Origin of the sequence: Paraburkholderia terrae, assembly GCF_002902925.1 — a bacterium.
Lineage (GTDB): Bacteria > Pseudomonadota > Gammaproteobacteria > Burkholderiales > Burkholderiaceae > Paraburkholderia > Paraburkholderia terrae.
Genome location: NZ_CP026111.1, coordinates 1,707,990 through 1,733,392, shown reverse-complemented (window position 1 = coordinate 1,733,392; position 25,403 = coordinate 1,707,990). Strand labels below are relative to the sequence as shown.

Genomic DNA, 25,403 nt, shown 5'->3' with positions numbered 1-25,403 from the left:
ATCATAGGGCAGCCAACTTCTGCCTGACGCGGTTGGATCAGGTTGACCCTAAGCGGACACGTAGGTCGAGTGGCGCACCCGTGGAGCGCGCCGCTCGAATTGCCTGGTTCTGGTTCGGGCTGGCGTCCCGTCAGGATTTGATGAACTCGAGAAGGTCGGGGTTGAGGACGTCCGCATGGGTAGTCAGCATGCCGTGCGGGAAACCAGCGTATGTCTTCAGCACACCGTTCGCGAGCAGGTCGACCGCGCGGGGCACCGAACTGGCGAACGGGACGATCTGGTCGTCTTCGCCATGCATGACCAGTACCGGCACAGTGATCTTCTTCAGATCTTCGGTGTAGTCCTCCAGCCAGGAGAATACGGTCTCGTAGTGGGCCTGGGCGCTGCCAGCCATGCCCTGGCGCCACCAGTTCGCGATCACAGCCTCAGATGGCTTGGCGCCCGGACGGTTGAATCCATAGAACGGACCCTCCGGGACTGCCCGGTAAAACTCCGACCGGTTGCCAAGCACGCCTGACTTAACCCCGTCGAAAAACTCCTGCGGCTGACCTCCAGGGTTCGCGTCGGTCTTCACCATGTTCGGCGTCAACGAGGCGACTAGTACTGCCTTGGCGACCCGCTCCTGGTGGCGAGCGACGTAGCGGGCTACCTCGCCGCCGCCGGTCGAGTGCCCGATGTGGATAGCGTCGCGGATGTCGAGGTGTTCGGTCAGTGCAGCGAGGTCGGCGACCCAGTGGTCCATGTCGTTGCCGGTGCCGACCTGCTCGGACCGACCGTGCCCGCGCCGGTCATGGGCGATCACCCGGTAGCCGTGGTGAAGGAAAAACATCATCTGGGCGTCCCAGTCGTCGGCCGACAGGGGCCAGCCATGGCTGAAGACGATCGGCTGACCGGACCCCCAGTCCTTGTAGAAGATCGTTACGCCGTCCGGAGTGGTGATCGTAGGCATCGCTGGTACCTCCTATAAGAGATTGATTGAAGTGTTGGTGCTCCGCGAGGCATCGAGAATGCTGCCAGCGGCTTCTTTCGAAGGCTTATTTCACAATGCGCATCTGAAAACATGCGAGCGGAGCGCACTCCGACAACGCTGCGACGGAATGCCGTGGCAGAACACGATGCCGCCATTCGCTCCCGTGCTAACGATTCGTACCCTCGCGCTCGATGTCATTGGCTCAGGCATCACTGGAAGGACGTGTCGCGTTGCCTTCCGCCAAAAAGGTGAAGGCTGGCAAGAATGCAACGAGAACCGGCCGTTCAAAAAGCATACTTTTCATCAAAACCGGATATCCAGACGCCGCGAGACTGTCAGCGCTTCGATGCGAGGAAGAACTTCTCGTTCGCGAGCGCCTGAGGAATTGCCGTAGTTGATTCAGCTTGACGATGCCTGCCCGCGCATCGTCCGATATTCGCGGCGAACGATATCCATCAACTCGGCGACGGACGTGCTGGCCGTCTCGCGCTGATACGTCACACGGCCTCGTTGCATCAGCATCACGCGATCGGCAATGTCGAGCGTCTGTGCGTAGTTGTGCATGATCATGATGATCGACAGACCGCCCTTTTCCTTCAGGCGCAGGATCAGATCGATGATCAGCCCCGCCTCGCGGGCGCCCATCGCCGCGAGCGGTTCGTCGAGCAACAGAATCCGCGCGTTCGAGTTGACCGCGCGCGCCACCGCGATAGCCTGCCTTTGGCCACCCGAAAGCTGCTCGACAGGCAGGTCGACAGACGGAACATGCACGCCGATCTCTTCGAGACATTCCGCGGCGCGCTGGCGCATTGCCCGATGATTCAGCAGGCGAAACGGACCGGGGCGAATGATCTCCCTGTTCAGGAACATGTTGTGATAGATGCTCAGCGAATTCGCGAGCGCCAGGTCCTGATACACGCACTCGACACCTAGCGCGCGCGCGTGATCGACTGACCGTAACAAGGTCTCTTCGCCGCCAAGAAACAGCTTGCCGCTCGTCTGCTGATGAAAGCCGGTGAGAATCTTGATGAGCGTCGACTTGCCCGCGCCGTTGTCGCCCAGGATGCCGAGAATTTCCCCTTGTTTGAGCGTCAGGGACACGCCATCGAGCGCGGTCACAGCGCCGAATCGCTTGACGATATCTTCCCCGCGCAATGCCTCTTGCGGCAACGAGGACATCACAACTCTCCTTTGCGCGCCAGACGAACGACGTGGATGTTGAAGATCATCGCAGCGAGAATCGCCGCACCAAGAATCATGTTGAAGGTAAACGCGTTGATGCCGATCAGCGTGAAGCCATCGTTCAGAATGCCGAGGACGGCCGCGCCGATCAGACCGCCGATGATCGTTCCCGACCCTCCCGCGAGTGGCGTGCCGCCAATCACCGCCGCCGCCACCGCGAGGAACATGATCTGGTTGCCGCCCGCTTGCGGATCGATGGACGAAATACGGAAGCCCTCCAGGATGCCGGTCAAACCCGCGAGCACCGAAGCGAGTATGAAATTGCGGAGCTTCAGACGCCTGACATGGATGCCCGCTTCGCTCGCGCCCAGCGGATTGGCCCCCGATGCGATCGTGTGCAAACCCCAGCGCGTGTGACGCAACAGCACGTGCATGATCGCGGCGATGGCGATTGTCCAGATGATTTCACTGTAGCCCCACGCCCCCACGAACTCGGCGAAAACGCCCTCCTCTGGCGGTGAAACTGGCGTGCCGCGTGAAATGGTCAGCGTGAATCCGTTCACGAAAAACAGCGTGCCCAACGTGGTGACAAACGAAGGGATCCGCAGATAGACCGATACCGCGCCGTTGAAAAGCCCAACCAGCCCCGCCGCGACGACTCCCGCCAGCAACGCCAGCCAGGCGGGCGCACCCGCCTCGTGAGCGAAATGCATGACGAAAGGCGCAAAGGCGAAGACCATGCCGGCGGAAAGATCGATCTCTCCGCCGATCATCAACATGATTTCGCCAAAGGCAATGATCGCTACGGGCGCAATGAACTGCGACAGGTTCTGGAGGCTCGCGTGCGTCAGCAGAAAATCGTGGTTCGCGGTCTCGAAGTAGGCGCACAGGATGATCGCCACCGCGAGGATGCGGATTTCGCTCGAGCGCACGAACGACCGCGGCCAGAGCCGCGGTCGTTGTGCTTTCTTGACGTCCACCACAGGAGAGGTCACCCCTTGATCGCCCCCGTGCGTGGCACGATTTCAGGCTTCGTGCTCTTGCCTTCGTAACGGGTGGAGGTGTTCAGGTAAGGATCGACCGAGCCCTTGGTCACGAATTTCAAGCCGGTATTCACATTGGCCGGTCCGACGAGCCCGCCCGACGCCAGGAACACGAACGCCTGGACCACCGTATAGAAGCCTTGCACGTAAGGCTGCTGGTCGATCGTGAAATCGAGGAAGCCATCGTGAATCAGCTGGACCGTGCGCGGCAGCAGGTCGAACCCGCCGCCATGCACGCCCTTGGCGGGCAGATTGGACTCTTTCATCACCTCGGCGACGCCTTGAGTGCTACCCGCGTCGACGGCAAACATGCCTTTGAGATCCTGATGGCCCAGATAAAACGACTTGATCTTCGAGAGTTCTTCGTTGACGGTCGCCCCCGTGGCAATGGTTTGCACGTCGATTTTCTTGCCCGACTTCTTGATGGCAGCGACGGCGCCGTCGAGCCGGGGCTGAATGTTGAGTTGCCCCGGCGTTGCGATAAACAGCGCAACCAGACCGCTATCGACGAGACTGGCGATGCGCTCACCCATCTGATACCCGGACAGATAAAGATCCTGACCGATGTAACTCAAGCGTGGATTCGCGGAACCCTGTGGCGCATCGGCGTTATACGCGAAGACCGGGATACCGGCGTCGAGCGCGGCCTGGATGGGTTTGTCGAAAGCCTTTGGATCGACGATGGGCACGGCGATCGCGTCGGCCTTACCGGCAATGGCGGCAGTCACGGCATTGACCATCTCAGCGATGTCGGCATTGGCCGAGCCCGTCCACTGGTAGTCCATGCCGAGCAAAGCCGTGGAGTCCTGAATGCCGTATTGCGTCGGAACGAAAAAGGGATTGGTGGTCACATGATTGACGAAGACGATCTTCCAGCGCTTGTGGGCGGGAAATGGCCCCGCCTCAGCCGCTTGTGCCGGTGTGATCGCTCCGCCAAGCATTGCCATTGCCGCAGTCAGCGCGGCGCCTTGCAGCATGCCGCGACGCATGCCCTGAACTTCGTCTTTGGGGCCCTGCTTGCCTGTCATGTCATCCTCCAGACTTTGAGTTATTGGATAACTTGCTGTGCATGACGGCGCAGGCGTGAAGCCCCGGCCGGGCCGCACCACACTTCACGACCCCGTGTGCATGCGTGTGCGCCTGACGACCCTGCCAAAAATCCTATATCACGTACTTTTTCTCACTAATCAACGTATACCCTTAACTATAGTCGGACTATTTAGATGCTGTCGTGCCGCACTAATGAAAAGCCCATTACTGCGGGTCAGGGCAATTTTTTCATTGGCGACGACATAAGCATTCCTGACCATGCCGGATACTCACGCGGCGTCATCCTTGCTGCGACAGAGCGGTTGCTGATTCCACCCGCGCAATGGGAAAGTGAACGCGACCGCTGCCTGCCGTCGCTCGGATTACCGGGAATCGCGGAGCCGTTCCGCCTGAGACGGCCGGCCTTGCGAACCCGGAGTGCCTCGCACAGCTATCAGGCCGGTGACGCCCCTGTCAGGGATTCCTTGCTATTGAGCGACTGTCGCCATCAGAGACGGCACCGGCACGCGGCCGCTATCGTTTTGCTGCAGGCAATACGGGATCAATCGCACGTCGGGCGCTCTTCGAGGCTGCGGCGGCCATGTCGAGGTTGCTCCGTGTGACTTCGACCGCCTGCTGGCCAGCGCCCTGCAAGGTTTCATACAGCGTGTTGGCGGCCGCGATGGCGGAATTCAGCGCTGCCATGGCGGCCTCAGAGCCGGTCGGCGCGTTTTTGGTCGCGTCCTCCACCACCGTCTGCATCTGGCGTCGGTAGGCTTCGCCCTGCGCCTGTCCAACCCGTGCGAATTCGGCTTGCGTCGCCGATGCGATGTCGAATACCTGGCGGCTGTAGCTTTGTACCTTTTCTGCGATCGTCGCGGCGGCGCCATTTTGCAGCGCAAGCCAGTCTTGCGGCTCCTTCACCGACAACGACTTCTGCGCCAGATCGAACGTGTCCGAGACCGTTGCCCGGATCGCCTGAATGTTCAGCGCAGCCAGTTTCTCGACGCCCTCGACTGCCTTGCTGCTCAGGCCGAAAAACAGATCGAGATTGGCCTGTCGGGTTGTAGCAATCTGGTCCTGGTTAAGCATGTTGAACTCCCATGTGGGCGATTCCCGTGGACGTGCCGCACCATTCTGGCGGGTCACGTGGGACATCGGGATCGCGTGAGTAGACCGCACATGCACAGAGGTGGCGCGCGCATGTGCGGTGCTTTTACAGCGTGCTTGCGGAATCGACCGTCACCGTAGACACGTCGCTATACGCGTGACGCGTTCGGGTTGCGACAATGCAATCCTCAACACGTCCGTGACGGTTGCCGCTCAGTGTTTTCCGGTGATGGCGCGAAGGACTGAATCGCCATCGCGGGTGAGGCGGGGACGCTGGGCGCCAGACGCGAGCTCTTCGAGCGCGATCAACTGACGTTCCAGCAGAGTGTCAAGTTCTTCCCGGTTCAGGTCAATCTGCTCGGGCGCGGACTTCACGAGCATGAGGGTGGCGAATTCGTGAGGGCTCAGCATGAATTTGTCTCCGGCCTTATCTGGATTAAACGTTGCCAGGCGCATCGTTTCTGCTGACGCCGCCCGACCGTTTGGTATTCGATAGTTTTGTTCCAGTCTTCTTATGCCCGACCCTGCGAATTCGGCAGCCTCCAGAGCCGGACCCAAATGTTAAATCGGAAACCGGGCGCGTACCGGATGAAAATAACGCATGGAAATTGCATCTTTGATAGGGTGGTATTTGATCGAACCCGCTACACAAATCCACACCCACAACCCAGATTCGTAGGGCGTCGCATTGTCTTAAATGCCACAACAATGAATTGGTCGACCAAGCGTTTACCCTAAACTTCCCCGCGTCTAGAATCTTTTCAACGGTTACGGAACAACAGGTCCGCGAGAACCGAAAACAAGATACTGGAGGTCAATCATGAAGTCGCTCATCAAGGCTGTCGCACTCGCTGCAATCATCGTCGTTCCCGTCGCATCTTTCGCCCAATCGAATGGTGATGTGACACGTGCACAGGTTCGCGCAGAGCTGGTTCAGTTGGAGAAGGCAGGATACAACCCGGCTACATCTAACCCAGATGACTATCCGCAGAACATCCAGGCGGCGGAAGCGAAGGTCGCTGCCCAGAATGGTGACGCGAGCGGCTATGGTTCGGTCGCCAAAGGTTCGCATCAGGCAGGCCATCGTGTAGCAGCAGATCCTACGTCGCCACGTTCGATCTACTTCGGCAACTGAACCGGGCAACACTTGCACTGACGCTTGCCCCTCCGCGGCCGGATTACGGCCTGCACAAACGGCATACTAGCCGCCCGGGAGGCCACCGGGGTTGAGTAAAACTGTCGTATGCCGACGCTTCACGCCGCAACCGCCCGGGAAATCCTGATGAAGCAAATCAGAATTTCCTGAGGACAGATTCCGTTGCCCCCCGATTTGATGCGCGTGACGCTTTGCGTAGCATCGATTCATCGGACATCGGGGGAAGAGATATGGCGGTGGGCAACACATCACTTCGCTTTCAGGTGGAAAAACTGATCGGCACGACGCGTGGGCATACAGCGCGAGTACGGCTGCTGGAGCGCTCACGCGTCGGCAATGTGCGTCGCGTGTGCATTCAGATCGAGCGATACGACGGTTCCTTCTCACTGTTCTTCTTTCGTCACGCCGACCACACGTGGCACGTATTCCCGCCGGACGGACGCCGTCTTGAAATGGGTACAGGCCTCTGGGCGGCCTGATTGATCACACGCATGTGCGGTGGTGATTCGAACAGGTCGCGACAATCTCTGTTGGAATTGCGCGCACCTGGCACGAGCCGGCCTACAGGGGCGGGCTATGTCTGTCCGCCGCTCACGTTCTACCGAGCGGTTGCGGATCGCGATTTTGATTCGACCGTGACTGTTTACGAGCCGACGCGGTCATCCTTCGCACGTAGGTTGAGTGTCCGATGCTCCCGTTGTCGTCGTGATGATGCGTCGTCAAATGACCGAGGCCTCAAACACGCGCCGATAATTGCCACCGAGAATCTGCCCTGTTTCTGCCTGTGAAAAGCCAGCGGCAAGCAGTGCCGCGCCCAGCGCGGGTAACTGCTCATAGCTACGGAACACAGGAGGAGAGATGAAGCCGAGCATATCCGTGCCCAGTCCCACGTGTTCGACGCCCACCACATCCGCCATGCGTCTGAAGCCATGCGCCATCCCATCCAGATCGCGGAATGACCCCGAACTCGGCCAGACGCCGATAACGCCACCCGTCTCAGCGACCGCGCGCGCATGGTCGGCCGTGATCAAACGGCTGCGCGGGCCCGGATGTCCTGCCAGCGCCGTGTGAGAGAGCACCAGTGGTTTTGTCGTGACAGACGCCGCCCGTTTCACGAGATCGTAGGTGCCGTGCGCAATATCCACCACGATCCCGAGCGTATTGCAGCGGCGCACGACGTCCGCGCCAAAATCGGTCAAGCCGCCATGAACCGGCGCCTCTGTCTGAATGTCGCCGAGTTCATTGACCCGATAATGCGTCAACTGAAGATGCCGAAGCTGATGGAGCGAAAACGCTTCGTCGACACGGTTTAGCTGCCCTTCCAGAAAATCGGCGCCCTCTGCCGCAATGATCGCGCGTGGTTTCTGCGTATCGGCCGACATGAGCATCCCGGCGCTCGTCACGATCTCAAGCTGCTCGCGCTGGACGAGTTCCTTCACGCGTACAAACTCCGTCTGACCAAGCTGATAAAGCTCTCCAGGTTGCGGCGTGCGCCACGCCTCGAAGCGCTTTCGGTCGGCGGACACGCGAGTGACAACCGTATCCGTGACGATCGCAAGGCAGATCACGTTCATGCCGCCTGCGCGCATCGGGGCACTGACGGGCGTCAGCGGCCGATGTGCGCCGATAGCCGGATCACGCGAGACGATGACATGGCCAGCATGGCTGTGCATGTCGATTGTCAATACGCCCGCGGTTGCCTGCCACCTCGTCTGCTCGATGTCGCCCGGTTTAGCGTCCGTGTGCGTATCCGTGTATCCCGCAAAGCGACCCGGCATGCATGCCGCAAGCCCCAATGCCGTCCCCGACGCAAGAAACGCTCGCCTGCTCATTCCGGATTGCGACGCCGACTCGCCCGTTGCGCCAAAGACGCGCTCAGCCGATTCGAGCCGGTAGCGCCAGCCTGCCGGATCGTCAACCAGCCGTACCAGACGGCCGCGGAGACAAACGGGGCCCGCGTTGAGCACAACCGGCTCATGCGCCATGACTTCAATGCAACTGAAAGGATCGCGTGGCACGCACCCGCCACAACAAGGTTCCTGGAAGGCAAGCAGAAAGTAGTCGGCATCGGTTGCGGTCGGATCGAGTGGGATCATCCATCCGGTGATCTCCACCACGGATGCGTGTAACGCGATCGAAGCCTCAGTCCGGATTGCCGCCCATATCGATGCTGATGAGGAGGAGTCGTCGTTGCTTCTCATTGTCGTTCTGGTCCGGTTGAACGGTTAGCGTTGGTGACGTCTTGCGTGCCGTGTTTTCGCGCGCCATGCAATTAAACGCCCCGAAGACAGACATTCCGTCGCCAAGCGAATGACTGCTTTGGGATCGCCTGACATCTTCGCTGCGTCAATGCTGGAGACACGCGTTCGCCATGCGCGCACAACCGATATCCCGGCCGGCAATACGCATCACCTTTCGCACGACGAACACAGCGCTTTCAAGCACTGGCACTCGGGCGTCGTGAGGTCCTCGACCGATTGCCGTTCAGTCGAAAAATGCGCAAACCCTGCACCGTTCATCGAGCGCCGGCAAGCCAAGCTGTTTCATTGTGAAATCACCTGCCGAACGTGGCGACCTACGAACGATCGCTCGTGTCGTAGAAGCGATTCTCACGGAACCTGGCAAGCCTCATAGCCTCGCGGCGATCGCGCGTTTTTCCTTTGTCACTCTTTCACTGCGTCTACAAATGTCTTACGGGAGAGGCTGTGGCAGAGAACGTTCGACGCCTAAGACGCGCGGAAGCCGCTCAACCATTAACCAGTGACACCAGTTCCCGCACGAGTTGCGGCGCATGGGATTGCGGTCTACGCTGGACGACATCATCGAACCGACGGTCCGGTTATGGCTGCTTTGCTTGCGTTGCTGAAATACGCTAATGCTCTGGTTCTGGTCGCCTCTGTGGCTGAGGCGCTGGTTCTTGCTCTCCGGTACGGTCGACAAAGCTACGACTGGAAAGCAGCTACCGTGTCGGTCGCCGATTTTCTCGTTCGTGAGTATCCGCTGCGCTGGTTGCTACCGCTCGCGTTCTGGGGGAACGCCATGAACTGGGTCTGGCAGCACAGACTCTGGACTTTGCCGATCAATCATTGGAGTGGTTGGCTGGCCTGCTTCGTCGGCCAGGAATTCTGCTACTACTCGTATCACCGCGCCGCGCATCGGATGCGCTGGTTCTGGTGTACACACGCCGTGCATCATTCGCCGAATCAGCTCAACCTTTCTGCCGCATACCGGTTCGGCTGGACCGGCCGCCTCACGGGTTCGTTGACGTTCTTTCTGGTTGCACCGCTTTTCGGTATGCCGCCCCAGATCGTGCTGACACTGCTTTCGCTCAATCTGCTGTATCAATTCTGGTTGCATGTCACGTGGATTCCGCGCCTCGGCCCGCTCGAATGGATCTTCAATACGCCTTCGAGCCATCGCGTGCATCATGCTTGCAACCTCGAATACCTGGACGGCAATTATGGCGGTGTGCTGATCGTGTTCGATCGGCTTTTTGGCACCTATATCGCAGAGCGACACGACGTGCCGTGTCGCTTCGGTCTCGTCAAGCCGATTACGACCGGCAACCTGCTCGCAATTGAGTTTGACCACTGGCGTGCGTTGTGGCGCGATCTCCTTTCGTCGCGTTCGGTGCGCGATATTTGTGGGTTCATTGTCGAACCACCAGGCTGGCGACCCGATGGCGAGGGCGAGACGACTGAAGAGCTAAGGCATCGTGCCGACCGGCCATCATCCGGGGACTGCCGGTAGCACGTTAAACGCCCGCGCACCGGCTCAGGCCAACGCAGGTCCATTTCGAGGTTCAAATGTCCGGCGTCGGCCACAAACACCAGATCAAGTTCTAGACCAAAAGGAAACTGATTTCAGACACGAATTATCCGGTGTAAATGAGAACATCGTCGAGTTCTTCAATTTCTCTCCGGTCGGCTCAAAGATTCCCAATATTCCGGCCAATTTTCCTTGACCTCGATAGTGCGCAGGGATTGCTTCCTGTACATCATTCGGCGTCAAACAATATCCCCCGTTAACGTTTAGGTCGAGCGACGCGTTCGAGAGTTTCCCCTTGTGGTATTGCAGAGTATAAGTTGATCTGGGTGTAAAGGATCGCTGCTTCTGGAACACCCGGTACCATTCGGTTGAATCTCCGCCTATCAACGCCTGGTAGCGGTCTTTGATTGTGAATGTCACGTTAAACGTTTGTGCAATCGAGCTCGAATTGCTCACATCACCTTCGATTCCAAACTTGACAATCTCGGCTGCCAAAGCCTGTTTCTGTGTCGGTGTCGCAGTATTCGATTGGGTGCTCGGAATAGTTTCACACCCAGCCAGTATCGCCACCGCAGTCAACGTAAACAACGTACGGCTAACGGGAAAACGCCCTACATTTCTTAGAACTTTCATTTTCCATTCAATTGATTTACCAACGCTCCGTTTGATCCGGTTGCTAAGGCGACGGTACGCTAGCAGAAGGGCCCCTGCTCGCTCAGCGCACGCTTCCATGACTTCGTCTGTGACTCGGTTCTGGATGGCGGGTCGATGGGGCTGGCTGGTGTTCCTTCGTCACTGAGGTTCAATTGACAGTGCCCATCAATCACCGACAAAGAAGCAAGATAACGATGTGACGGCTCAGGTGTGAAGGTTCGCGTCGCAACACAATATCTCTCCGCGATTCCCATGTTCTTCGTATAGAACATCGAAAATGACAGTGGCGCTCGCGTGTCAACCTTGCTGGCGACTTCCTTCGCCGCCGTCATCATCGGAAGTTTGTGGCGATTCGTGCATTCTGCCGCGCCGTCATAGATAAACGCCTGCGCCGTAAAATCACCTTCCTTGCGGAACACGATTGTTGCGGCATCTGTCTTCGTTGAATCCTGGAAGTTCGATACACAACCCGCCGTGCTGACGGCGCTGCACGCAAGAAGTAGAAGTTTGCGGATTTTCATTTTCATCTGTCAGGAATTCAGGGTAGTCCCGCTTCCAACTTACTTGACCGTTACCCCGGCGAGTTGCCCGATTCCGTCCGCGGTTTGAGTGCCCACGTTTCTCGCGACCACTCCCAGCCCACCAACGACCGAAACCCCTGTGTCGGCCACATCGAATCCGGTTCCGGCGACCGATACCGTTCCCTTGATATGGTCGCTGCCCGAGAGAACGCCGAGCAGGATCCGAGCCGCCACCGGTCGTGTTTTGAATTCACTGACATGCAGCGTGACGGGTGCGCCGGTGGGCGTTACCGGTACGCCGATTTTCGTCATCTCGGTGTGGAACGCACCCAGTAGTTCCTTCTTCGCTTCATCCGAGATCTCAAAGGAACCAGAATCGATCTGGAGATCGCCCACGCCGTTGGCGAGTGCAACGGTTACGTCATGACCGCGATCGGGCGGGAGTTGCGTCATCGATGGACTGCCAGCGCATGCTGCGAGGAGCAAGGTGCCGATGAGCGAAGTGGTGATAGCTCGAACTTTCATGTCAATCTCTCAGTAACTATTATTTAGGGCTATTGCGCGCCGTCACTCATTTCCTTATTCCTATGCGAAGAATTCAGCGCATGATGTAGCGCCATTGACGCTCGGACGGCCGCATCCGCTTTATCGGCACGGACGTCGATTTGCTTTAGCCTGACTGGCTGTCTGGCGTGTGATTCAAGACGCATCATCACAAGCGCGTATTCGTCACTCGCCAGACCTGTCAAGCGACGCTTACCTTTCGTCCTGGTGCGTCATGTGAGACTGCGTCGACAACAGTTGCTTCAACTACATGAGAAGCTTGCCGCCGAGTTCACGTCACCCCCTTTGTAACGCGCGACCTTCGGATACGGACACAGCGGCCGGGTGCGTCCCGCGCCCCAATCGGCGGGCACCTCGCTGTTCGGTATCGCGTTGCTTGCATCGCGCGCCGTCGCGATCACGCTGTCGGGCGCCTGGCCCTGCTCGACCCACGCGATCATCGGTGTCAGCATGTCGAACTGGTCCGCCGTTGGACCGCCCGAACAATGGTTCATGCCCGCCACCGTATAGAGCCGCGCGAAGTTGCTCGCATCGCCCGCGTTCGCGGCCATCAGGCGCTGATACCAGTCAGTCGTATCGTTCGACGAAAACACGGGATCGCTTGTGCCGTGATACACCATCAGCTTCGCGCCCCGCTGTTTCAGCGCGCTCAGATTAGTCTCATCGGGCGGCGTCATGAACGACCACGACGATTCCGTGTAGACGCCATTGGTAGCGAAGATTGTCGGCGCATCGGTGTCCATGCTGAAGTTCAGCGCGTACGAGGACAATTGACTGAGCAACGATGCGCTCTGCGGCGGCGTCGTGAACGTGAAGGCGGCCGCCGCGGGATCGAGCGCGATCGAATTGCTCTGCTTCCACAAGGTCCAATTTGCGCCGTTGATACCGGCGTCGTATGGAAAGCTCGCATAGAGCGCGGCCCCCGCGCTGTTGCGCGCGCCGGAGAACACGTTGCCGATCGCGTCCTTCTGCGCAGCGGTTAGACACGTGCCGTCGCGCACGTTGCTGGAGCAGGTCGGCACGTCGTTGGCCAGGCTGAAGTTCGCCTGACACGCTTTGATGTCGTGAACCATGCCGTCCGCGACGCCGTCGAGTGCATCGCACTTTGCGACGATCCGCGACGCCACCAGTTGTCGCTCGGCCGCCGTAAAACCCGTCTTGATGTCGGGCAGGCCGTTCGTCGTCGTTGCCGTCGCGACTTTCGCGAACTGCTGCGCGCCCCACATTTCGCCGATCGCCGCCTTCGGTAAATGAAAGCCCGGGTCGCCCGCAATGATGCCGTCGTACTCCGCCGACGACCTCGCCGCTGCAACCATCGCATGACGCCCGCCGTTCGAGCAGCCGCCGAAATAGCTGCGATCAGGCGCCTTGCCGTACGCGGTCTTGATCACCTGCTTCGCCATCGGCGTGAGCGTCGCGACCGCGTTATAGCCATAATCGATGCGCGCTTGCGGATCGAGACCGAACAGCGGGTTCTGCGACGACGAGTGTCCCGCGTCAGAACTGATGACGGCGAAGCCCATGTTGAGCGCATCGTTGAGTGGGCCGCCTCCGCCGATTTCGCCCGTTGCAGTCAGCACGTTGCCGTCGAGCCCGCCGTTGGCCTGGTAGAAAAAACGGCCATTCCAGGCAACGGGCAGACGCATCTCGAAGCCGATCGCATACGTCTTGCCATCGACGGAACTCACGCGCTGGTTCATCTGCCCTTCGATCACGCAATGCTCGGCGATCGGCTTGCCCGCTACTGTCAGCGTGCCCGCAGGCACGTCCTGCACGGACGTGAAGGTCGTATTCGCAAACGTGAGCCTGGCCGCGAGCGTCGCGCAGCTTCCGGCGAGCGTCGCGGGCGTCGCCGCGCTCAGGCGGGGCAACGTCGACGTATTGCTCGACGATCCGCCGCAGGCGGCAAGCGTGGCCGACACGCACAATGCAATCGCAGAAGTCTTCATCCGATATCTCCTAGAACATGTGCTTGATGCCGACCATCACGCCCGTCTGCCCCATGCCCGCCGCCGGCGTCGTGCCCCCACCGCCGCCGCTCACCGAGTAGCGCGCCTTCGTGCTGTTCGCGAGATACGCGGCCTGGGCATAGACGGACGAACGTTTGCTCAGCAGATAGGTCGTGCGCAGCGTGCCCATGGTCGCGCGCGTATCGTGGTCGCTGTTGACGATGCGGAACACCTCGCCATCGACGAGAAACGCCGGCGTCACGTAATACGAAGCGCCGACGAAGAACAGATTCGAGCGCACGTTCGGCACGGCGGGAGAGTCGGTGACGACGCGGCGGCCGAGCCAGCCCGCGCCGACCTTTACGCCGGCATACTGCGCATACGCGCTGACATGCGTGCGCGCGTCCTTGTCGGCGGCATTGGTGAGCGGAGTGGTCGCAACGCCGTCGAAAAAATTAGCAGCCGCGTTGGCGCCGCCGCGCTGCTCTTCATACGACGCCGCCACGCCAAAGTTCGGCGCGTCGTACTTGAGCATCACCGACCAGTCGCGGCATTCCGTTGCGTGTCCCGGCACCGACCCCGCGCACGTTCCCTGGCCCGGCGAGTTGCCCGTGCCCGCCGAATCGCGTCCGAACGAATACCCAGCACCCAGCGTGACGCCCTTATAGGTGCCCATGTAGGTGACGGAATTGTCGGCGCGCGCATTGGGCACGTACGCATCGAGTGAACCCATACCGTAGATGTCCGGCCCGATGATGTCGGCGCCCTGCAGCGCCAGATAGGTCATCGTGTATTGCCGCCCGAACGCGACGGTGCCATAGGCGCTCTTCAGGCCGACGAAGGCCTGGCGGCCGAACAGCCGTCCGCCCTGCCCCGAACTGCCGTCGCGCACATTGAAGCCGCTTTCGAGCGTGAAGATCGCGCTGTAGCCGCCGCCCAGATCTTCGACGCCGCGCAGCCCCCAGCGCGACGGCAATTCGCCCGTCACAGCAGGCATGCGAAACACGTGATCGCCCGCGGCATTCGCATGCGATACGTATTCGATGCCCGTGTCGATGATGCCGTAGAGCGTGACGCTCGATTGCGCGAAAGCAGTCGTGCTCAATGTGCAGATTGCGCCGCATATCAGAAAGCGGGCCGGTGTTGTTTGCATGTCGTTGTCTCCAAACAGTGTGATTAGTTTTTTGAAGTCGAGAATCAATCGGTCGCGCGCGGGCGGCGGATGAGAAGCAGCGCCGCAACGGCGGCGATCAGCGTGACGGGAATGCTTGCGCCGATCACCGTCGACGAACTGCGGCCCATCGCCAGCAGTTGGCCCGCTGCGAGCGGCCCCACCACCGAGCCGACCCGCCCCACCGCCACCGCTGCGCCGACGCCCGTGCCGCGCATCGCCGTCGGATAGAAAACGGCGGAGAGCGCATACAGCACCGATTGCCCGCCGATAACGAACATCCCGGCGAAGAATGCGGATACAGCAAGCGCCGCGAAGCCCGGCGCAACCGACAATGCCGCCAGCGAAGCAATGATCCCGACGTACATGCCGGACACGACGACGGCTCCGCGCAGACGGTCCATCAACATGCCGATGCACAGCGCGCCGAGGCCGCCACCGATGTTGAAGAAGATCTGCACGTAGCCGACTTCGGCCCGCGCGAGACCGCGCGCGGCCATCAGCGACGGCAGCCAGTTGAGCAGGAAGTACAGGACGATCAGCGTGCAGAAGTAGCTGATCCAGATTTGCAGCGTCGAGAGGCCGCGGCTCGCGCCGAACAGCACTTCGCTAACGGGTGCAGGCGTCAGGTTCGTGCCGTGCGACGCCTTGCGAAACGCGTTGGACTCGGGCAGCAAGGCAACCAGCAGCGGCACCAGCAACAGCGGCCCCGCGCCTCCTACATAGAAGATGTGACGCCAGCCCGTATCGCCGACGCTGACAATGCCGATGATCGATGCGATCACGCCGCCAAATGGGATGCCGCAATACATCACGCTCACGGCCGTGTTGCGCGCCTTCGGCGAGACCGCTTCCGACGATAGCGCGATCAGGTTCGGCAGCGCGCCGCCAAGACCGATGCCCGTCAACACGCGTACGAGCACGAGCATGTTGAAACTGCTGACGAACGCCGTCGCGATCGACAGCAAGCCGAACACGCACACGCTAAGAATCAGCACGCGCTTGCGTCCGATGCGGTCGGCAAGACGGCCGCCGAACATCGCGCCGGGCAACAGGCCGAACGTGCCCGCGCTGAACGCGAGCCCCATCTGCGCGACTGTGAGGCCGAATTCGCGCGCCATGCGTGGCGCGGCGACGCCGACCGATTGCAGGTCCAGCCCCTCCAATAGGGCGATCGCGAAACAAAGGCTCAATGTCATGACGGCGCCCGTGCCCGCGATGGGCTGCATCGTCATGCCGTCTCCTGGCAGTGCTGTTCTGGATTTCATGTCTGTCACCTGATTGTTGTGTCGATACCTGCAAACGCTTTGAGGCCGCCTCCGCATATATCAGGCAACCTGATATTGTGGCCGAATAAAAGCGCGTTCGTGAGAACGCGCAACAGATCACCGCGATGGAGCGCATTTAATATCAGGCCACCTGACAATGCAAGGCGAATGCTTTTGGTGAATACCCCAGGGAACAGGGACATCTCTATCGTGCGCCGCACCGCGAACGCCGCGCGAAGCCATATCCAGGCGCCATCCGTGGCACGCGTGCCGAACGTGCCCACTCCCATACGAGGGTTTTCACCGAGGATAGAACGATTGTTTATCAGGCTGCTTGATAATAGACTTCGTATCAGGCTACCTGATATTAAAACGCTGTCGGGTAACTCGGACATCACGGCATACATTGATACGCGCAACACGCGCTGGAGCTACGAACATGGCAAGTTATGAGGGTCGCTGGAAGACGGTCGACGTGAAGGTCGAGGAAGGCATTGCATGGGTGATGTTCAATCGCCCGGAGAAGCGCAATGCAATGAGTCCCACGCTCAACAGCGAAATGGTGCAGGTACTCGAGACGCTCGAACTCGACGCCGACGCCAGGGTACTAGTCCTGACGGGCGCAGGCGATGCATGGACAGCCGGCATGGACCTGAAGGAATACTTCCGCGAAGTCGATGCAGGCCCGGAAATACTGCAGGAAAAGATTCGCCGCGATGCGTGCCAGTGGCAATGGAAACTGCTGCGCATGTATTCGAAGCCGACCATCGCGATGGTCAACGGATGGTGCTTCGGCGGCGGCTTCTCGCCGCTGGTCGCGTGCGACCTCGCGATCGCCGCCGACGAGGCCGTATTCGGCCTCTCGGAGATCAACTGGGGCATTCCGCCGGGCAACCTCGTCAGCAAGGCCATGGCGGATACGGTCGGGCATCGGCAGGCGCTCTACTACATCATGACGGGCGACACTTTCACGGGAACGGAGGCCGCCGCCATGGGTCTCGTGAACCGGAGCGTGCCGCGCGAGCAGTTGCGCGCCGAGACGATTGCGCTGGCAGCGAAGCTGCTCGAAAAGAACCCCGTCGTGCTGCGCGTCGCGAAGCATGGTTTCAAGCGCTGCCGCGAGCTGACGTGGGAACAGAACGAAGATTATCTGTACGCGAAGCTCGACCAGGCCCAGTTGCGCGACCCTGAGAACGGACGTGCAGAAGGACTGAAACAATTCCTCGACCAGAAGTCGATCAAGCCCGGCCTTCAGGCCTACAAGCGCGCGGAATGACGACGCACGACGCCCGGCTTGCAATGACGCCGGGCGTTCCGGTCGACAAAGGAGACAGCCATCGTGAACGAAGTGAGCATGTTGGTCGGCGGCAAGGATTGCGCCGCCGTTAGCGGCGCGACTTTCGCGCGCCTGAATCCCGTCACGGGCGCCGTGGCTTCGCGCGCGCCCGCTGCCACGCTGGCAGACGCCGACGCGGCCGTCGATGCCGCCGCAGCCGCGTTCCCCGCATGGTCGGCGCTGCCGCCCACAGAGCGCCGCACGCGTCTGCTCAAGGCCGCTGACATCATGGACGCGCGGGCCGGCGCATTCATCGAAACGGGTATCGCCGAAACGGGCGCGATGGCCAACTGGTACGGCTTCAACGTACATCTCGCGGCGAACATGCTGCGCGAAGCCGCAGCCATGACGACGCAAATCGACGGCAGCATTGTTCCCACCGACACGCCCGACAACCTGGCGCTCGCCGTGCGTCAGCCTTGCGGCGTCGTGCTCGGCATCGCGCCGTGGAATGCGCCCGTGATCCTCGGCACGCGCGCAATCGCGATGCCGCTCGCGTGCGGCAATACGGTGGTGCTGAAGGCGTCGGAGGCCTGCCCCGCCGTGCATCGGATGATCGGCAGCGTGTTGCAGGAAGCGGGACTCGGCGACGGCGTCGTCAACGTCGTGACGAATGCCCCCGAAGATGCGCCCGCCATCGTCGAGCGGCTGATCGCGCACCCCGCCGTGCGTCGCGTGAATTTCACGGGCTCGACGCATGTCGGCCGCATCATCGCGATGCATGCGGCAAAGCATCTAAAGCCCGCCTTGCTCGAACTCGGCGGCAAGGCGCCCGTGCTCGTGCTCGACGACGCGGATCTCGACGCGGCCGTCGAAGCCATTGCGTTCGGCGCGTTCTTCAACCAGGGGCAAATCTGCATGTCGACGGAGCGTGTGATCGCACATCGCAGCATCGCGGCGTCGCTCGTCGACAAGCTCGCAGAGAAAGCACGCAAACTGGTGGCCGCGGCGCCCGCCGCGCAGGGTGCCGTGCTCGGCGCGATGGTCAGCGCACAGGCTGCGCAGCGCGCGACGGCGCTGGTACAGGACGCCCGCGATCTTGGCGCGACGATACGCGCGGGCGGCCCAACGGATGGCGCGATCATGCAGCCGACCATCGTCGATGGCGTGACTACCGAGATGAAGCTGTATGCGGAGGAATCGTTCGCGCCCGTCGTGACGGTGCTGCGCGTCGATAGCGACGACGAAGCGGTGCGCGTCGCCAACGACAGCGAGTTCGGCTTGTCGGCTGCCGTGTTCAGTCGCGACATTGCGCGCGCGATGCAGGTCACCCGACGCATCGAGTCCGGCATATGTCATATCAACGGGCCGACCGTACACGATGAGGCGCAGATGCCGTTTGGCGGCGTGAAGAGCAGCGGATACGGGCGCTTCGGCAGCAAGGCGTCAATTGCCGAATTCACCGATCTGCGGTGGATCACGATACAAACGGGTCCACGTCATTACCCGATCTGAACGCGGCGATCCGAACGCGTCGATATCGACGCGCCGTTCACGCATACCAATCTAAATCGGGCATGCTTCGCACAAGGCGGATATCTCGCGGCGGGCTTCGGCGCGCCGCTTGAGCGAGCCCACACCCGCGTCAGAGTCAAAGCGCCAACGCGGGCCGACAGGAGACAACAAGGTGAATTCCCAGCCGACACAATCCGCTGTCGACAGAGAGACGTCCGTGCCTTACCGCGCGGTGCGGATCGGTACTGCGCCCGTCCGCGTGCGCCGCGAAGGCGACATCTGGTACATGGAATCGGGCGCGACGCCCGGCGCGTATCCGAAGCGGCTGACCGACCGGCTCGCGAGCGGCGCGCAGGCGCATCCGGACCGCTGGCTCGTCGCGCGTCGCGGCGCCGATGGCGAATGGCAGGGTATCGGCTACGCGCAGATGCTTGCGCGTGCCCGGGCAATCGGTCAGGCACTGCTCGATCGCAACCTGTCGGCTGAACGGCCTGTCGTGATTCTCTCCGGCAACGATCTCGAGCACATGATGGTCGCGCTCGGCGCTTTGTGGGCGGGTGTGCCCTATGCGCCGATCTCGCCCGCCTATTCGCTCGTCTCCAGCGATTACGGCAAGCTGCGCCACACACTCGATCTGCTGACTCCCGGCCTTGTGTTCGCCGCCGATGGCGACACATTCGCCGCCGCCATCGACGCCACCGTATCGGGCAATATCGAAGTGGTCACGGCCACGGGTACGTGCGGACCACGTAACGCAACGCCCCTGTCAGCGTTGCTCGATACGCTTCCCACGACAGTCGATGCCGCACACGACGCGATCGTTCCCGACGCCATCGCCAAGTTCCTGTTCACCTCCGGCTCGACGATGCTGCCGAAAGCCGTGCCGACGACGCATCGCATGCTGTGCAGCAATCAGCAGATGCTGCTCGATACGTTTCCGGAGTTTGCCGACGAGCCGCCCGTGCTGGTCGACTGGTTGCCGTGGAATCACACGTTCGGCGGCAGTCATAACGTCGGCATCGCGCTCTATAACGGCGGCACGCTGTATATCGACGACGGCAAACCCGTTGCAAAGAAGTTCGACGAAACGCTGCGGAATTTGCGCGAGATCGCGCCGACGATCTACTTCAACGTGCCCAAGGGATGGGAAGAACTGACGAGCGCGCTCGAAACCGACGCGCAGCTGCGCGAGACATTCTTTTCGCGCGTGAAGGTGTATTTCTTCGCGGGCGCGGGACTGTCACAGGCCGCGTGGGATCGGCTTCAGAGCGTCACTGAACGTTTTTGCGGGGAGCGCATTCGCATCATGGCCGGTCTGGGCATGACGGAGACGTCGCCTTCGTGTCTGTTCACGACGGGCCCCGTCATGGGCGCGGGTTACGTCGGCATGCCCGCGCCCGGCTGCGAAGTGAAGCTCGTGCCCGTCTCCGGGAAGCTGGAGGCGCGCTTTCGCGGCCCGCATGTGATGTCCGGATACTGGCGAATGAACGACGCCTCCGCCGCCGGATCGTTCGATGAAGAAGGCTATTACTGCAGCGGCGACGCGCTGAAGTTCGTCGATCCGCAGCGCCCGGAACTCGGGCTGGCGTTCGACGGACGCATCGCCGAAGACTTCAAGCTGAGTTCTGGCACTTTCGTGAGCGTCGGGCCCATGAGGGCGCGCGTCATTTCGGCGGGTACACCGTATGTGCAGGACGTGGTCGTCACGGGCCTGAACCGCGACGATGTCGGGCTGCTCGTGTTTCCGAGGCTCGACGATTGCCGGCGGCTCGCGCAGTTGCCTGCATCGGCGGGTGCTGGCGAGATTGTCGGCGCCCCGGCCGTGCGCGCGTTCTTCAGCGATCTGCTCGACCGGCTCAACCGCGAATCGACCGGTAGCGCGACGGCGATCGCACGGCTGCAGATGCTCGACGTGGCTCCGTCGCTCGATCTCGGCGAGATCACCGACAAGGGCTCGATCAACCAGCGCGCGGTGTTGACGCATCGTGCGGAACTCGTCGAGGCAATGCACGATGCGCGGCGCGACGATCCAACCGTGATCTATGCCGCGCGTTGCAAGGCGTGAAAGCCAACAGGACGATGTACCGGGCGAATCGCGCGGTAACATGGCGTCTTCGATGACAGCATCCGGCGATCTGATGACGGGCAAATCTCCTGCAAAAACGACGAAAGCAACGATAGCAGCATCCGCAAGCGCCGGTCGCCAGCGCCCGGCGCCGACAGCGCGCAAGGCGGCGGCGCGTCCCCGTCTCACCTATCTGGTCGGCAGCCTGGATCGCATTTTGCGCCGCAAGATGACGGAAGCACTCGCCCCGTTGGGTCTGACTCTTGCACAATTCACCGCACTTTCGGTGCTGGAAGCGCGGGGCGAGGCGTCAAACGCGCAACTCGCCGAGCGATCGTTCATCACGCCGCAATCGGCCAACGAAGTCATGAGCGTGATGGCGTCGCGCAACTGGATCACGCGCGAACCGGATCCGAATCATGGGCGTATCGTTGTACTTCGCCTCACCGATGAAGGACGCGAGGTGCTACATCGGTGCATGAGTGCGGTGCGGGTTCTGGAGGCCCGGATGCTCTCGGGGACAGAGGCGAGCGATGCGTCGGCCGTGCAAGAGATGCTCGAACGCTTCGTCCGGAACCTTCGGGAGTAACGGTCGGTCCTCTGGCTCTTTTGCGGCGCCCGGGTAACGTCGCCCTCACTCCCTTTCCACCCACGTACGTCGGCGCGGTCGAGAACTGGCGCGCGCACGCCCCCTCGCTTTGTCGGTGGGCCTCCAGCCGGTAACCTTTCCATCCGATCCTTGATGAAGCTGACGCACTCACCGGAATCTCCTTTCCCAACCCGTGCTTGAGCGGCGAACACTTGCATCAATCTGCCATCCGCAGCTGGCGTCAGGCTGGACATTGCAATGGCGCGATTCAAGGCGAGTGGCAACGGGCGGGTGCGCGTTGGCGTCGACCGTCGCCTAGAATGTAAGTGCGGCGACGACCTGAAGGAGGATGTCGTGAGTGAAACGTTTATGGCGTACCTGATGGGTCCGGCTGTGATGTTGATAGTCGGCGTGGTGTTGTGGCTTGCCACCCGCCATCACAGGAACACAAGCGAGGGACGATCAAGCCGGTGGCTTGATACCCATTACGTCGATCTGATGCATCATCGACATTGAGGGCTTCCCCAACGGTTATCGTATCGATCAATCGGTTTTCCCGTTCGAGTCAACACGAGAGGCTTTGGCTTACGTTGAGACTGGACGTGCAAAGGGTAAGGTTGTCATCAAGATGTGATAGGGCGGCCGGGCCCGGTGCGCGAAAAATCACCCCGTGATGCAGCCGCCGTTGGCCAGAACGACCAGCGCCTGGACCGGTTCGGGCCACCGCAAAGCGTGCCGTGTGCTGTCCGTGCACCTCCTGGTTGGCAGGTTTCGTCCCGACATGGTAAAAAGTCTCCACCGCGGGCGGTCGCTCCGTGCCGTACCGCGTTCGCAAATGCGATTTTCAACATCTACAGGTTCAAAAAATGGCAACTGGTACAGTGAAATGGTTTAACGACGCGAAGGGCTTTGGTTTCATCACGCCGGACGAAGGTGGCGAAGACCTGTTCGCCCACTTCTCCGAAATCAAGACTGAAGGCTTCAAGTCATTGCAGGAAAACCAGAAAGTAAGCTTCGAAGTGAAGATGGGACCGAAGGGCAAGCAGGCTGCAAATATCAAGCCTGTGTAACCGGCACGGGCATTATCCTGGCGCGTAACCCGCCCCGCGCGGGTCACGTTTCTCACGTTCGGCGTGTCAGGAGTCCGTAAGCGTGACGGCATTCCAGGTGCCCCGATACGGGCAGGACGGACAAGTCCTGCTCGTGACGCATCACCGCACGCACAATCAAGGCGCATAAATTACGCGACGACCAGCGCCGAGGCGCTATCACTGGTCGGCGCAGGCACTGCCCGATTATGGGGCACGTCCTCCGCGGTTGCGTTGCTTGCCCCCGCTTTTCTCGTCCTCGCAATTCCCCCCTCGTCCACTTCCGCTTATCGCCGCGTTCTCGCTGGTGCAAAGTGTCATCACCACGCACGGCCTCTCAAACAACAGTCCTCCCGGTGCCCCGTTTTGCAGTCGGGAAGTTCAGCACGCCGCGTTCATCGGGCATCAACGCGCGCGCTTGCGGCTCCGCGGAGCGCCGGCGTCTCAAGTCGGTCCCGTTTTGAGACAGTCACGAGATATCCGCGAACGCCCGACATGGACCGTTCACGCCGCTGCACCGTGAGACCAGATCGAGTCATAATCCCGATGCTGTCGCCCCCGAACAACGATAGATGACCGAGATTTTCATGCGGGCGTGCTGATCTTCTCAATCTGGAAAACCGGCAATCATGGAAACTGGTGTCACCTCTGCGTACTGGACTCGGGAGGGTTCCGCACCGGAGGTTCTCGCGGTTTTTCTCAAATTGGGGCTGACGTGCTTCGGCGGTCCCATTGCCCATCTGGGATACTTTCGCCGGGAATTCGTTGAGAGGCGCCACTGGCTTGATGACGAAACCTTCACGGATCTGGTCGGGCTCTGTCAGTTCCTTCCGGGACCGGCCAGCAGCCAGGTGGGGTACTCGATCGGTCTCTTGCGAGCGGGGTGGCTTGGGGGATTCGCGGCGTGGTGCGGATTCACGCTGCCTTCAGTCCTGTTGTTGCTCAGCTTTGCTGCCATCGCCCCAAGTCTTGGCGGCCTGGTCGGTGGCGGCTTGATCCATGGCCTGAAGCTCGTCGCTGTCGCTGTCGTCGCTCAAGCAGTTTGGGATATGGCGCGGCGCCTGTGTCCGGATCAACGTCGTGCTGCCATCGCGCTCATCGCCATCGGGGTGCTCAGCATTCTGACGACCGTCTATGCGCAACTCATCGTTATTGCCCTCGGTGCTGTGCTCGGACTCGCGTTTTGCCAGACGACGACATCGTCAGACGCCAGTCGAGGACCACGACACACGCTCGAAATCCGTGTATCCCGCACGGTGGGTGCCGTCGCGTTGATCCTTTTCTGTGCCTTGCTGTTCGGGCTTCCCGCGCTGGTCCGACTCCATGCGGGCCAGGCACTCGAGGTCTTCAATGCGTTCTATCGATCGGGCGCGCTTGTCTTCGGCGGCGGTCACGTTGTGCTACCGCTTCTTCAGCAGCAAACCGTTGAGGCCGGCCTGGTCTCGTCGAACGATTTTCTCGCTGGCTACGGCGCCGCACAGGCCGTCCCGGGCCCCTTATTCACGTTTGCTGCATTTCTCGGATGGACGATGACCGAAGCGCCGAATCACTGGACCGGCGCGTTGCTCGCCACAGTGGGCATTTTTTTGCCGGGTCTTCTGCTCGTGCTTGCGGCGCTACCTTACTGGCAAGCGCTGCGCGATCTTCCGTCGATGGCTGCACTGCTTGCGGGGGTGAATGCGGCGGTCGTTGGACTGCTGGCCACCGCGCTGTACTCGCCGGTCTGGACCAGCGCGGTTCTCTCTGAACTCGACTTTGCCATCGCGGCCATCGGTTTTTTCTTGCTGACACGCTGGAAGATTCCACCGCTCGCCGTCGTCGCGCTCTGTGCGCTGGCCGGCGTTGCCGAGGCGACCTTGCGCTGAATCGGTGAGTGCATAAGGTAACGCAGCAAGTATCTGGGATCATGGCCGACGATCGTCAACCGGCTGATCGCACAATGCTGCGATAGCGAACGGTTTGTCATGAAACCGTTTGTGCCGACGCTATTCGCCGTGCGGTGCCCCAGGCGAAGGCTGAAGCGGCCGGCAAGTGTCTTACACCTTCGCCGTCAATGGACATCAAGTCGACATAGTGACCACCGGTTTGAGATGGCCATCCCGGATCAATCCTACCTCAATTTAATTAGTCATCCATATAACAACGTCGCTAGTTCGATTTAGGCGTAACAGGCCGCACTCGCATTGATAACCATTGAACATCAATGCATCCAAAAATCGCACTTCTCGTTTCTGACGTCTTGAGCAAATATCGGTGCTCAAGAGGTTCATAAACACATCTACAGAAGAACGCATCGGAGACAGGCTCGAAACGTGAACAGCGTTTCGCCGTATTCCAGCGCGAGCCCGGTCATGGGCGCCGCGACCCGTCACCGACGCGCGTCTCGCATCACAACACTTCGCTTTGTTATTTCTGCCGCCGCCTCGAGCGCGCCCAGGGCAGCGGTGCTTTTTACGGCTGCCGCAGCGAGCTGGATGAATTCCGC

General features: G+C 60.7%; 23 protein-coding genes and 1 pseudogene. 10 read left to right on the top strand and 14 right to left on the bottom strand.

Features of this window, described 5'->3' with window-relative positions:
* Nucleotides 1–130: 130 nt before the first annotated feature.
* From C2L65_RS07770 to C2L65_RS07745, 6 genes are all read right to left on the bottom strand, one after another.
* On the bottom strand, nucleotides 131–949 hold the full coding sequence (locus C2L65_RS07770) for an alpha/beta fold hydrolase (protein ID WP_042313659.1): 819 nt from the start codon (nucleotides 947–949) through the stop codon (nucleotides 131–133).
* 420 nt (nucleotides 950–1,369) lie between these two features.
* On the bottom strand, nucleotides 1,370–2,149 hold the full coding sequence (locus C2L65_RS07765) for an ATP-binding cassette domain-containing protein (protein ID WP_042313661.1): 780 nt from the start codon (nucleotides 2,147–2,149) through the stop codon (nucleotides 1,370–1,372).
* Complete coding sequence (locus C2L65_RS07760; protein WP_042313753.1) at nucleotides 2,149–3,132, bottom strand: ABC transporter permease; 984 nt, start codon at nucleotides 3,130–3,132, stop codon at nucleotides 2,149–2,151. Before C2L65_RS07760 ends, C2L65_RS07765 begins: the two co-directional genes overlap by 1 nt.
* A gap of 11 nt (nucleotides 3,133–3,143) precedes the next feature.
* Nucleotides 3,144–4,223 (bottom strand): sugar ABC transporter substrate-binding protein, encoded by a 1,080-nt coding sequence (locus C2L65_RS07755; protein WP_042313664.1) that lies wholly within the window; start codon nucleotides 4,221–4,223, stop codon nucleotides 3,144–3,146.
* 535 nt (nucleotides 4,224–4,758) lie between these two features.
* Nucleotides 4,759–5,316, bottom strand: a complete 558-nt coding sequence (locus tag C2L65_RS07750; protein WP_042313668.1) for a phasin family protein — start codon at nucleotides 5,314–5,316, stop codon at nucleotides 4,759–4,761.
* A 231-nt stretch (nucleotides 5,317–5,547) separates the two neighbouring features.
* Nucleotides 5,548–5,745, bottom strand: coding sequence for a hypothetical protein (locus C2L65_RS07745; RefSeq protein ID WP_007577192.1), 198 nt, complete (start codon nucleotides 5,743–5,745; stop codon nucleotides 5,548–5,550).
* Nucleotides 5,746–6,154: 409 nt separating this feature from the next.
* Between C2L65_RS07745 and C2L65_RS07740 the strand changes: the two genes are divergently transcribed.
* The gene (locus tag C2L65_RS07740; RefSeq protein ID WP_042313671.1) at nucleotides 6,155–6,469 is read left to right on the top strand and encodes a DUF4148 domain-containing protein; all 315 of its coding nucleotides are present in this window, start codon (nucleotides 6,155–6,157) and stop codon (nucleotides 6,467–6,469) included.
* Between the two features lie 251 nt (nucleotides 6,470–6,720).
* The gene (locus C2L65_RS07735; RefSeq protein ID WP_042313672.1) at nucleotides 6,721–6,969 is read left to right on the top strand and encodes a hypothetical protein; all 249 of its coding nucleotides are present in this window, start codon (nucleotides 6,721–6,723) and stop codon (nucleotides 6,967–6,969) included.
* A gap of 240 nt (nucleotides 6,970–7,209) precedes the next feature.
* Here the strand turns inward: C2L65_RS07735 and C2L65_RS07730 are convergent, their stop codons facing one another.
* A complete protein-coding gene (locus tag C2L65_RS07730) occupies nucleotides 7,210–8,508 on the bottom strand; it encodes a dipeptidase (RefSeq protein ID WP_233446487.1) in 1,299 nt (432 codons plus the stop codon).
* A gap of 823 nt (nucleotides 8,509–9,331) precedes the next feature.
* Between C2L65_RS07730 and C2L65_RS07725 the strand changes: the two genes are divergently transcribed.
* Nucleotides 9,332–10,240, top strand: coding sequence for a sterol desaturase family protein (locus C2L65_RS07725; protein ID WP_042313675.1), 909 nt, complete (start codon nucleotides 9,332–9,334; stop codon nucleotides 10,238–10,240).
* A gap of 84 nt (nucleotides 10,241–10,324) precedes the next feature.
* Here the strand turns inward: C2L65_RS07725 and C2L65_RS45415 are convergent, their stop codons facing one another.
* From C2L65_RS45415 to C2L65_RS07695, 7 genes are all read right to left on the bottom strand, one after another.
* Nucleotides 10,325–10,891: a hypothetical protein gene (locus C2L65_RS45415; protein ID WP_156132372.1), complete on the bottom strand. Its 567-nt coding sequence runs from the start codon at nucleotides 10,889–10,891 to the stop codon at nucleotides 10,325–10,327.
* A 59-nt stretch (nucleotides 10,892–10,950) separates the two neighbouring features.
* Nucleotides 10,951–11,439 carry a hypothetical protein gene (locus tag C2L65_RS07720; RefSeq protein ID WP_042313677.1) on the bottom strand — a complete coding sequence of 163 codons (489 nt, stop codon included), beginning with the start codon at nucleotides 11,437–11,439 and terminating at the stop codon, nucleotides 10,951–10,953.
* A gap of 33 nt (nucleotides 11,440–11,472) precedes the next feature.
* Nucleotides 11,473–11,958 carry a hypothetical protein gene (locus C2L65_RS07715; RefSeq protein ID WP_103254521.1) on the bottom strand — a complete coding sequence of 162 codons (486 nt, stop codon included), beginning with the start codon at nucleotides 11,956–11,958 and terminating at the stop codon, nucleotides 11,473–11,475.
* 281 nt (nucleotides 11,959–12,239) lie between these two features.
* Nucleotides 12,240–13,946 (bottom strand): tannase/feruloyl esterase family alpha/beta hydrolase, encoded by a 1,707-nt coding sequence (locus tag C2L65_RS07710; RefSeq protein WP_042313682.1) that lies wholly within the window; start codon nucleotides 13,944–13,946, stop codon nucleotides 12,240–12,242.
* Nucleotides 13,947–13,956: 10 nt separating this feature from the next.
* On the bottom strand, nucleotides 13,957–15,099 hold the full coding sequence (locus tag C2L65_RS07705; protein WP_042313685.1) for a porin: 1,143 nt from the start codon (nucleotides 15,097–15,099) through the stop codon (nucleotides 13,957–13,959).
* Between the two features lie 44 nt (nucleotides 15,100–15,143).
* Complete coding sequence (gene mhpT, locus C2L65_RS07700; protein WP_042313686.1) at nucleotides 15,144–16,352, bottom strand: 3-(3-hydroxy-phenyl)propionate transporter MhpT; 1,209 nt, start codon at nucleotides 16,350–16,352, stop codon at nucleotides 15,144–15,146.
* A gap of 38 nt (nucleotides 16,353–16,390) precedes the next feature.
* Entirely contained in the window at nucleotides 16,391–16,780 is a 390-nt protein-coding gene (locus C2L65_RS07695) for a hypothetical protein (RefSeq protein ID WP_156132373.1), read from the bottom strand.
* 44 nt (nucleotides 16,781–16,824) lie between these two features.
* Between C2L65_RS07695 and C2L65_RS07690 the strand changes: the two genes are divergently transcribed.
* From C2L65_RS07690 to chrA, 7 genes and pseudogenes are all read left to right on the top strand, one after another.
* Nucleotides 16,825–17,661 carry a p-hydroxycinnamoyl CoA hydratase/lyase gene (locus tag C2L65_RS07690; protein ID WP_042313692.1) on the top strand — a complete coding sequence of 279 codons (837 nt, stop codon included), beginning with the start codon at nucleotides 16,825–16,827 and terminating at the stop codon, nucleotides 17,659–17,661.
* A gap of 63 nt (nucleotides 17,662–17,724) precedes the next feature.
* On the top strand, nucleotides 17,725–19,176 hold the full coding sequence (locus C2L65_RS07685; RefSeq protein ID WP_042313694.1) for an aldehyde dehydrogenase: 1,452 nt from the start codon (nucleotides 17,725–17,727) through the stop codon (nucleotides 19,174–19,176).
* A gap of 172 nt (nucleotides 19,177–19,348) precedes the next feature.
* Complete coding sequence (locus C2L65_RS07680; RefSeq protein ID WP_042313696.1) at nucleotides 19,349–21,241, top strand: feruloyl-CoA synthase; 1,893 nt, start codon at nucleotides 19,349–19,351, stop codon at nucleotides 21,239–21,241.
* 73 nt (nucleotides 21,242–21,314) lie between these two features.
* On the top strand, nucleotides 21,315–21,830 hold the full coding sequence (locus C2L65_RS07675; protein WP_081921302.1) for a MarR family winged helix-turn-helix transcriptional regulator: 516 nt from the start codon (nucleotides 21,315–21,317) through the stop codon (nucleotides 21,828–21,830).
* Between the two features lie 550 nt (nucleotides 21,831–22,380).
* Nucleotides 22,381–22,464, top strand: a pseudogene (locus C2L65_RS46375) (zinc-binding dehydrogenase); the annotation flags it as partial.
* A gap of 232 nt (nucleotides 22,465–22,696) precedes the next feature.
* Complete coding sequence (locus C2L65_RS07660) at nucleotides 22,697–22,900, top strand: cold-shock protein (RefSeq protein WP_007577962.1); 204 nt, start codon at nucleotides 22,697–22,699, stop codon at nucleotides 22,898–22,900.
* 647 nt (nucleotides 22,901–23,547) lie between these two features.
* The gene (gene chrA / locus C2L65_RS07655; protein WP_042313702.1) at nucleotides 23,548–24,783 is read left to right on the top strand and encodes a chromate efflux transporter; all 1,236 of its coding nucleotides are present in this window, start codon (nucleotides 23,548–23,550) and stop codon (nucleotides 24,781–24,783) included.
* The last annotated feature ends 620 nt before the right edge of the window (nucleotides 24,784–25,403 follow it).

Bases quoted from the DNA above. Each gene is read 5' to 3' on its own strand.
- C2L65_RS07770 (WP_042313659.1), bottom strand. From the start codon at position 949: ATGCCTACGATCACCACTCCGGACGGCGTAACGATCTTCTACAAGGAC.
- C2L65_RS45415 (WP_156132372.1), bottom strand. From the start codon at position 10,891: ATGAAAGTTCTAAGAAATGTAGGGCGTTTTCCCGTTAGCCGTACGTTG.
- C2L65_RS07715 (WP_103254521.1), bottom strand. From the start codon at position 11,958: ATGAAAGTTCGAGCTATCACCACTTCGCTCATCGGCACCTTGCTCCTC.
- C2L65_RS07705 (WP_042313685.1), bottom strand. From the start codon at position 15,099: ATGCAAACAACACCGGCCCGCTTTCTGATATGCGGCGCAATCTGCACA.
- C2L65_RS07710 (WP_042313682.1), bottom strand. From the start codon at position 13,946: ATGAAGACTTCTGCGATTGCATTGTGCGTGTCGGCCACGCTTGCCGCC.
- C2L65_RS07740 (WP_042313671.1), top strand. From the start codon at position 6,155: ATGAAGTCGCTCATCAAGGCTGTCGCACTCGCTGCAATCATCGTCGTT.
- C2L65_RS07660 (WP_007577962.1), top strand. From the start codon at position 22,697: ATGGCAACTGGTACAGTGAAATGGTTTAACGACGCGAAGGGCTTTGGT.
- chrA (WP_042313702.1), top strand. From the start codon at position 23,548: ATGGAAACTGGTGTCACCTCTGCGTACTGGACTCGGGAGGGTTCCGCA.
- C2L65_RS07690 (WP_042313692.1), top strand. From the start codon at position 16,825: ATGGCAAGTTATGAGGGTCGCTGGAAGACGGTCGACGTGAAGGTCGAG.
- C2L65_RS07720 (WP_042313677.1), bottom strand. From the start codon at position 11,439: ATGAAAATGAAAATCCGCAAACTTCTACTTCTTGCGTGCAGCGCCGTC.
- C2L65_RS07750 (WP_042313668.1), bottom strand. From the start codon at position 5,316: ATGCTTAACCAGGACCAGATTGCTACAACCCGACAGGCCAATCTCGAT.
- C2L65_RS07725 (WP_042313675.1), top strand. From the start codon at position 9,332: ATGGCTGCTTTGCTTGCGTTGCTGAAATACGCTAATGCTCTGGTTCTG.
- C2L65_RS07765 (WP_042313661.1), bottom strand. From the start codon at position 2,149: ATGTCCTCGTTGCCGCAAGAGGCATTGCGCGGGGAAGATATCGTCAAG.
- C2L65_RS07755 (WP_042313664.1), bottom strand. From the start codon at position 4,223: ATGACAGGCAAGCAGGGCCCCAAAGACGAAGTTCAGGGCATGCGTCGC.
- C2L65_RS07735 (WP_042313672.1), top strand. From the start codon at position 6,721: ATGGCGGTGGGCAACACATCACTTCGCTTTCAGGTGGAAAAACTGATC.
- C2L65_RS07745 (WP_007577192.1), bottom strand. From the start codon at position 5,745: ATGCTGAGCCCTCACGAATTCGCCACCCTCATGCTCGTGAAGTCCGCG.
- C2L65_RS07695 (WP_156132373.1), bottom strand. From the start codon at position 16,780: ATGTCCGAGTTACCCGACAGCGTTTTAATATCAGGTAGCCTGATACGA.
- mhpT (WP_042313686.1), bottom strand. From the start codon at position 16,352: ATGACGATGCAGCCCATCGCGGGCACGGGCGCCGTCATGACATTGAGC.
- C2L65_RS07675 (WP_081921302.1), top strand. From the start codon at position 21,315: ATGACGGGCAAATCTCCTGCAAAAACGACGAAAGCAACGATAGCAGCA.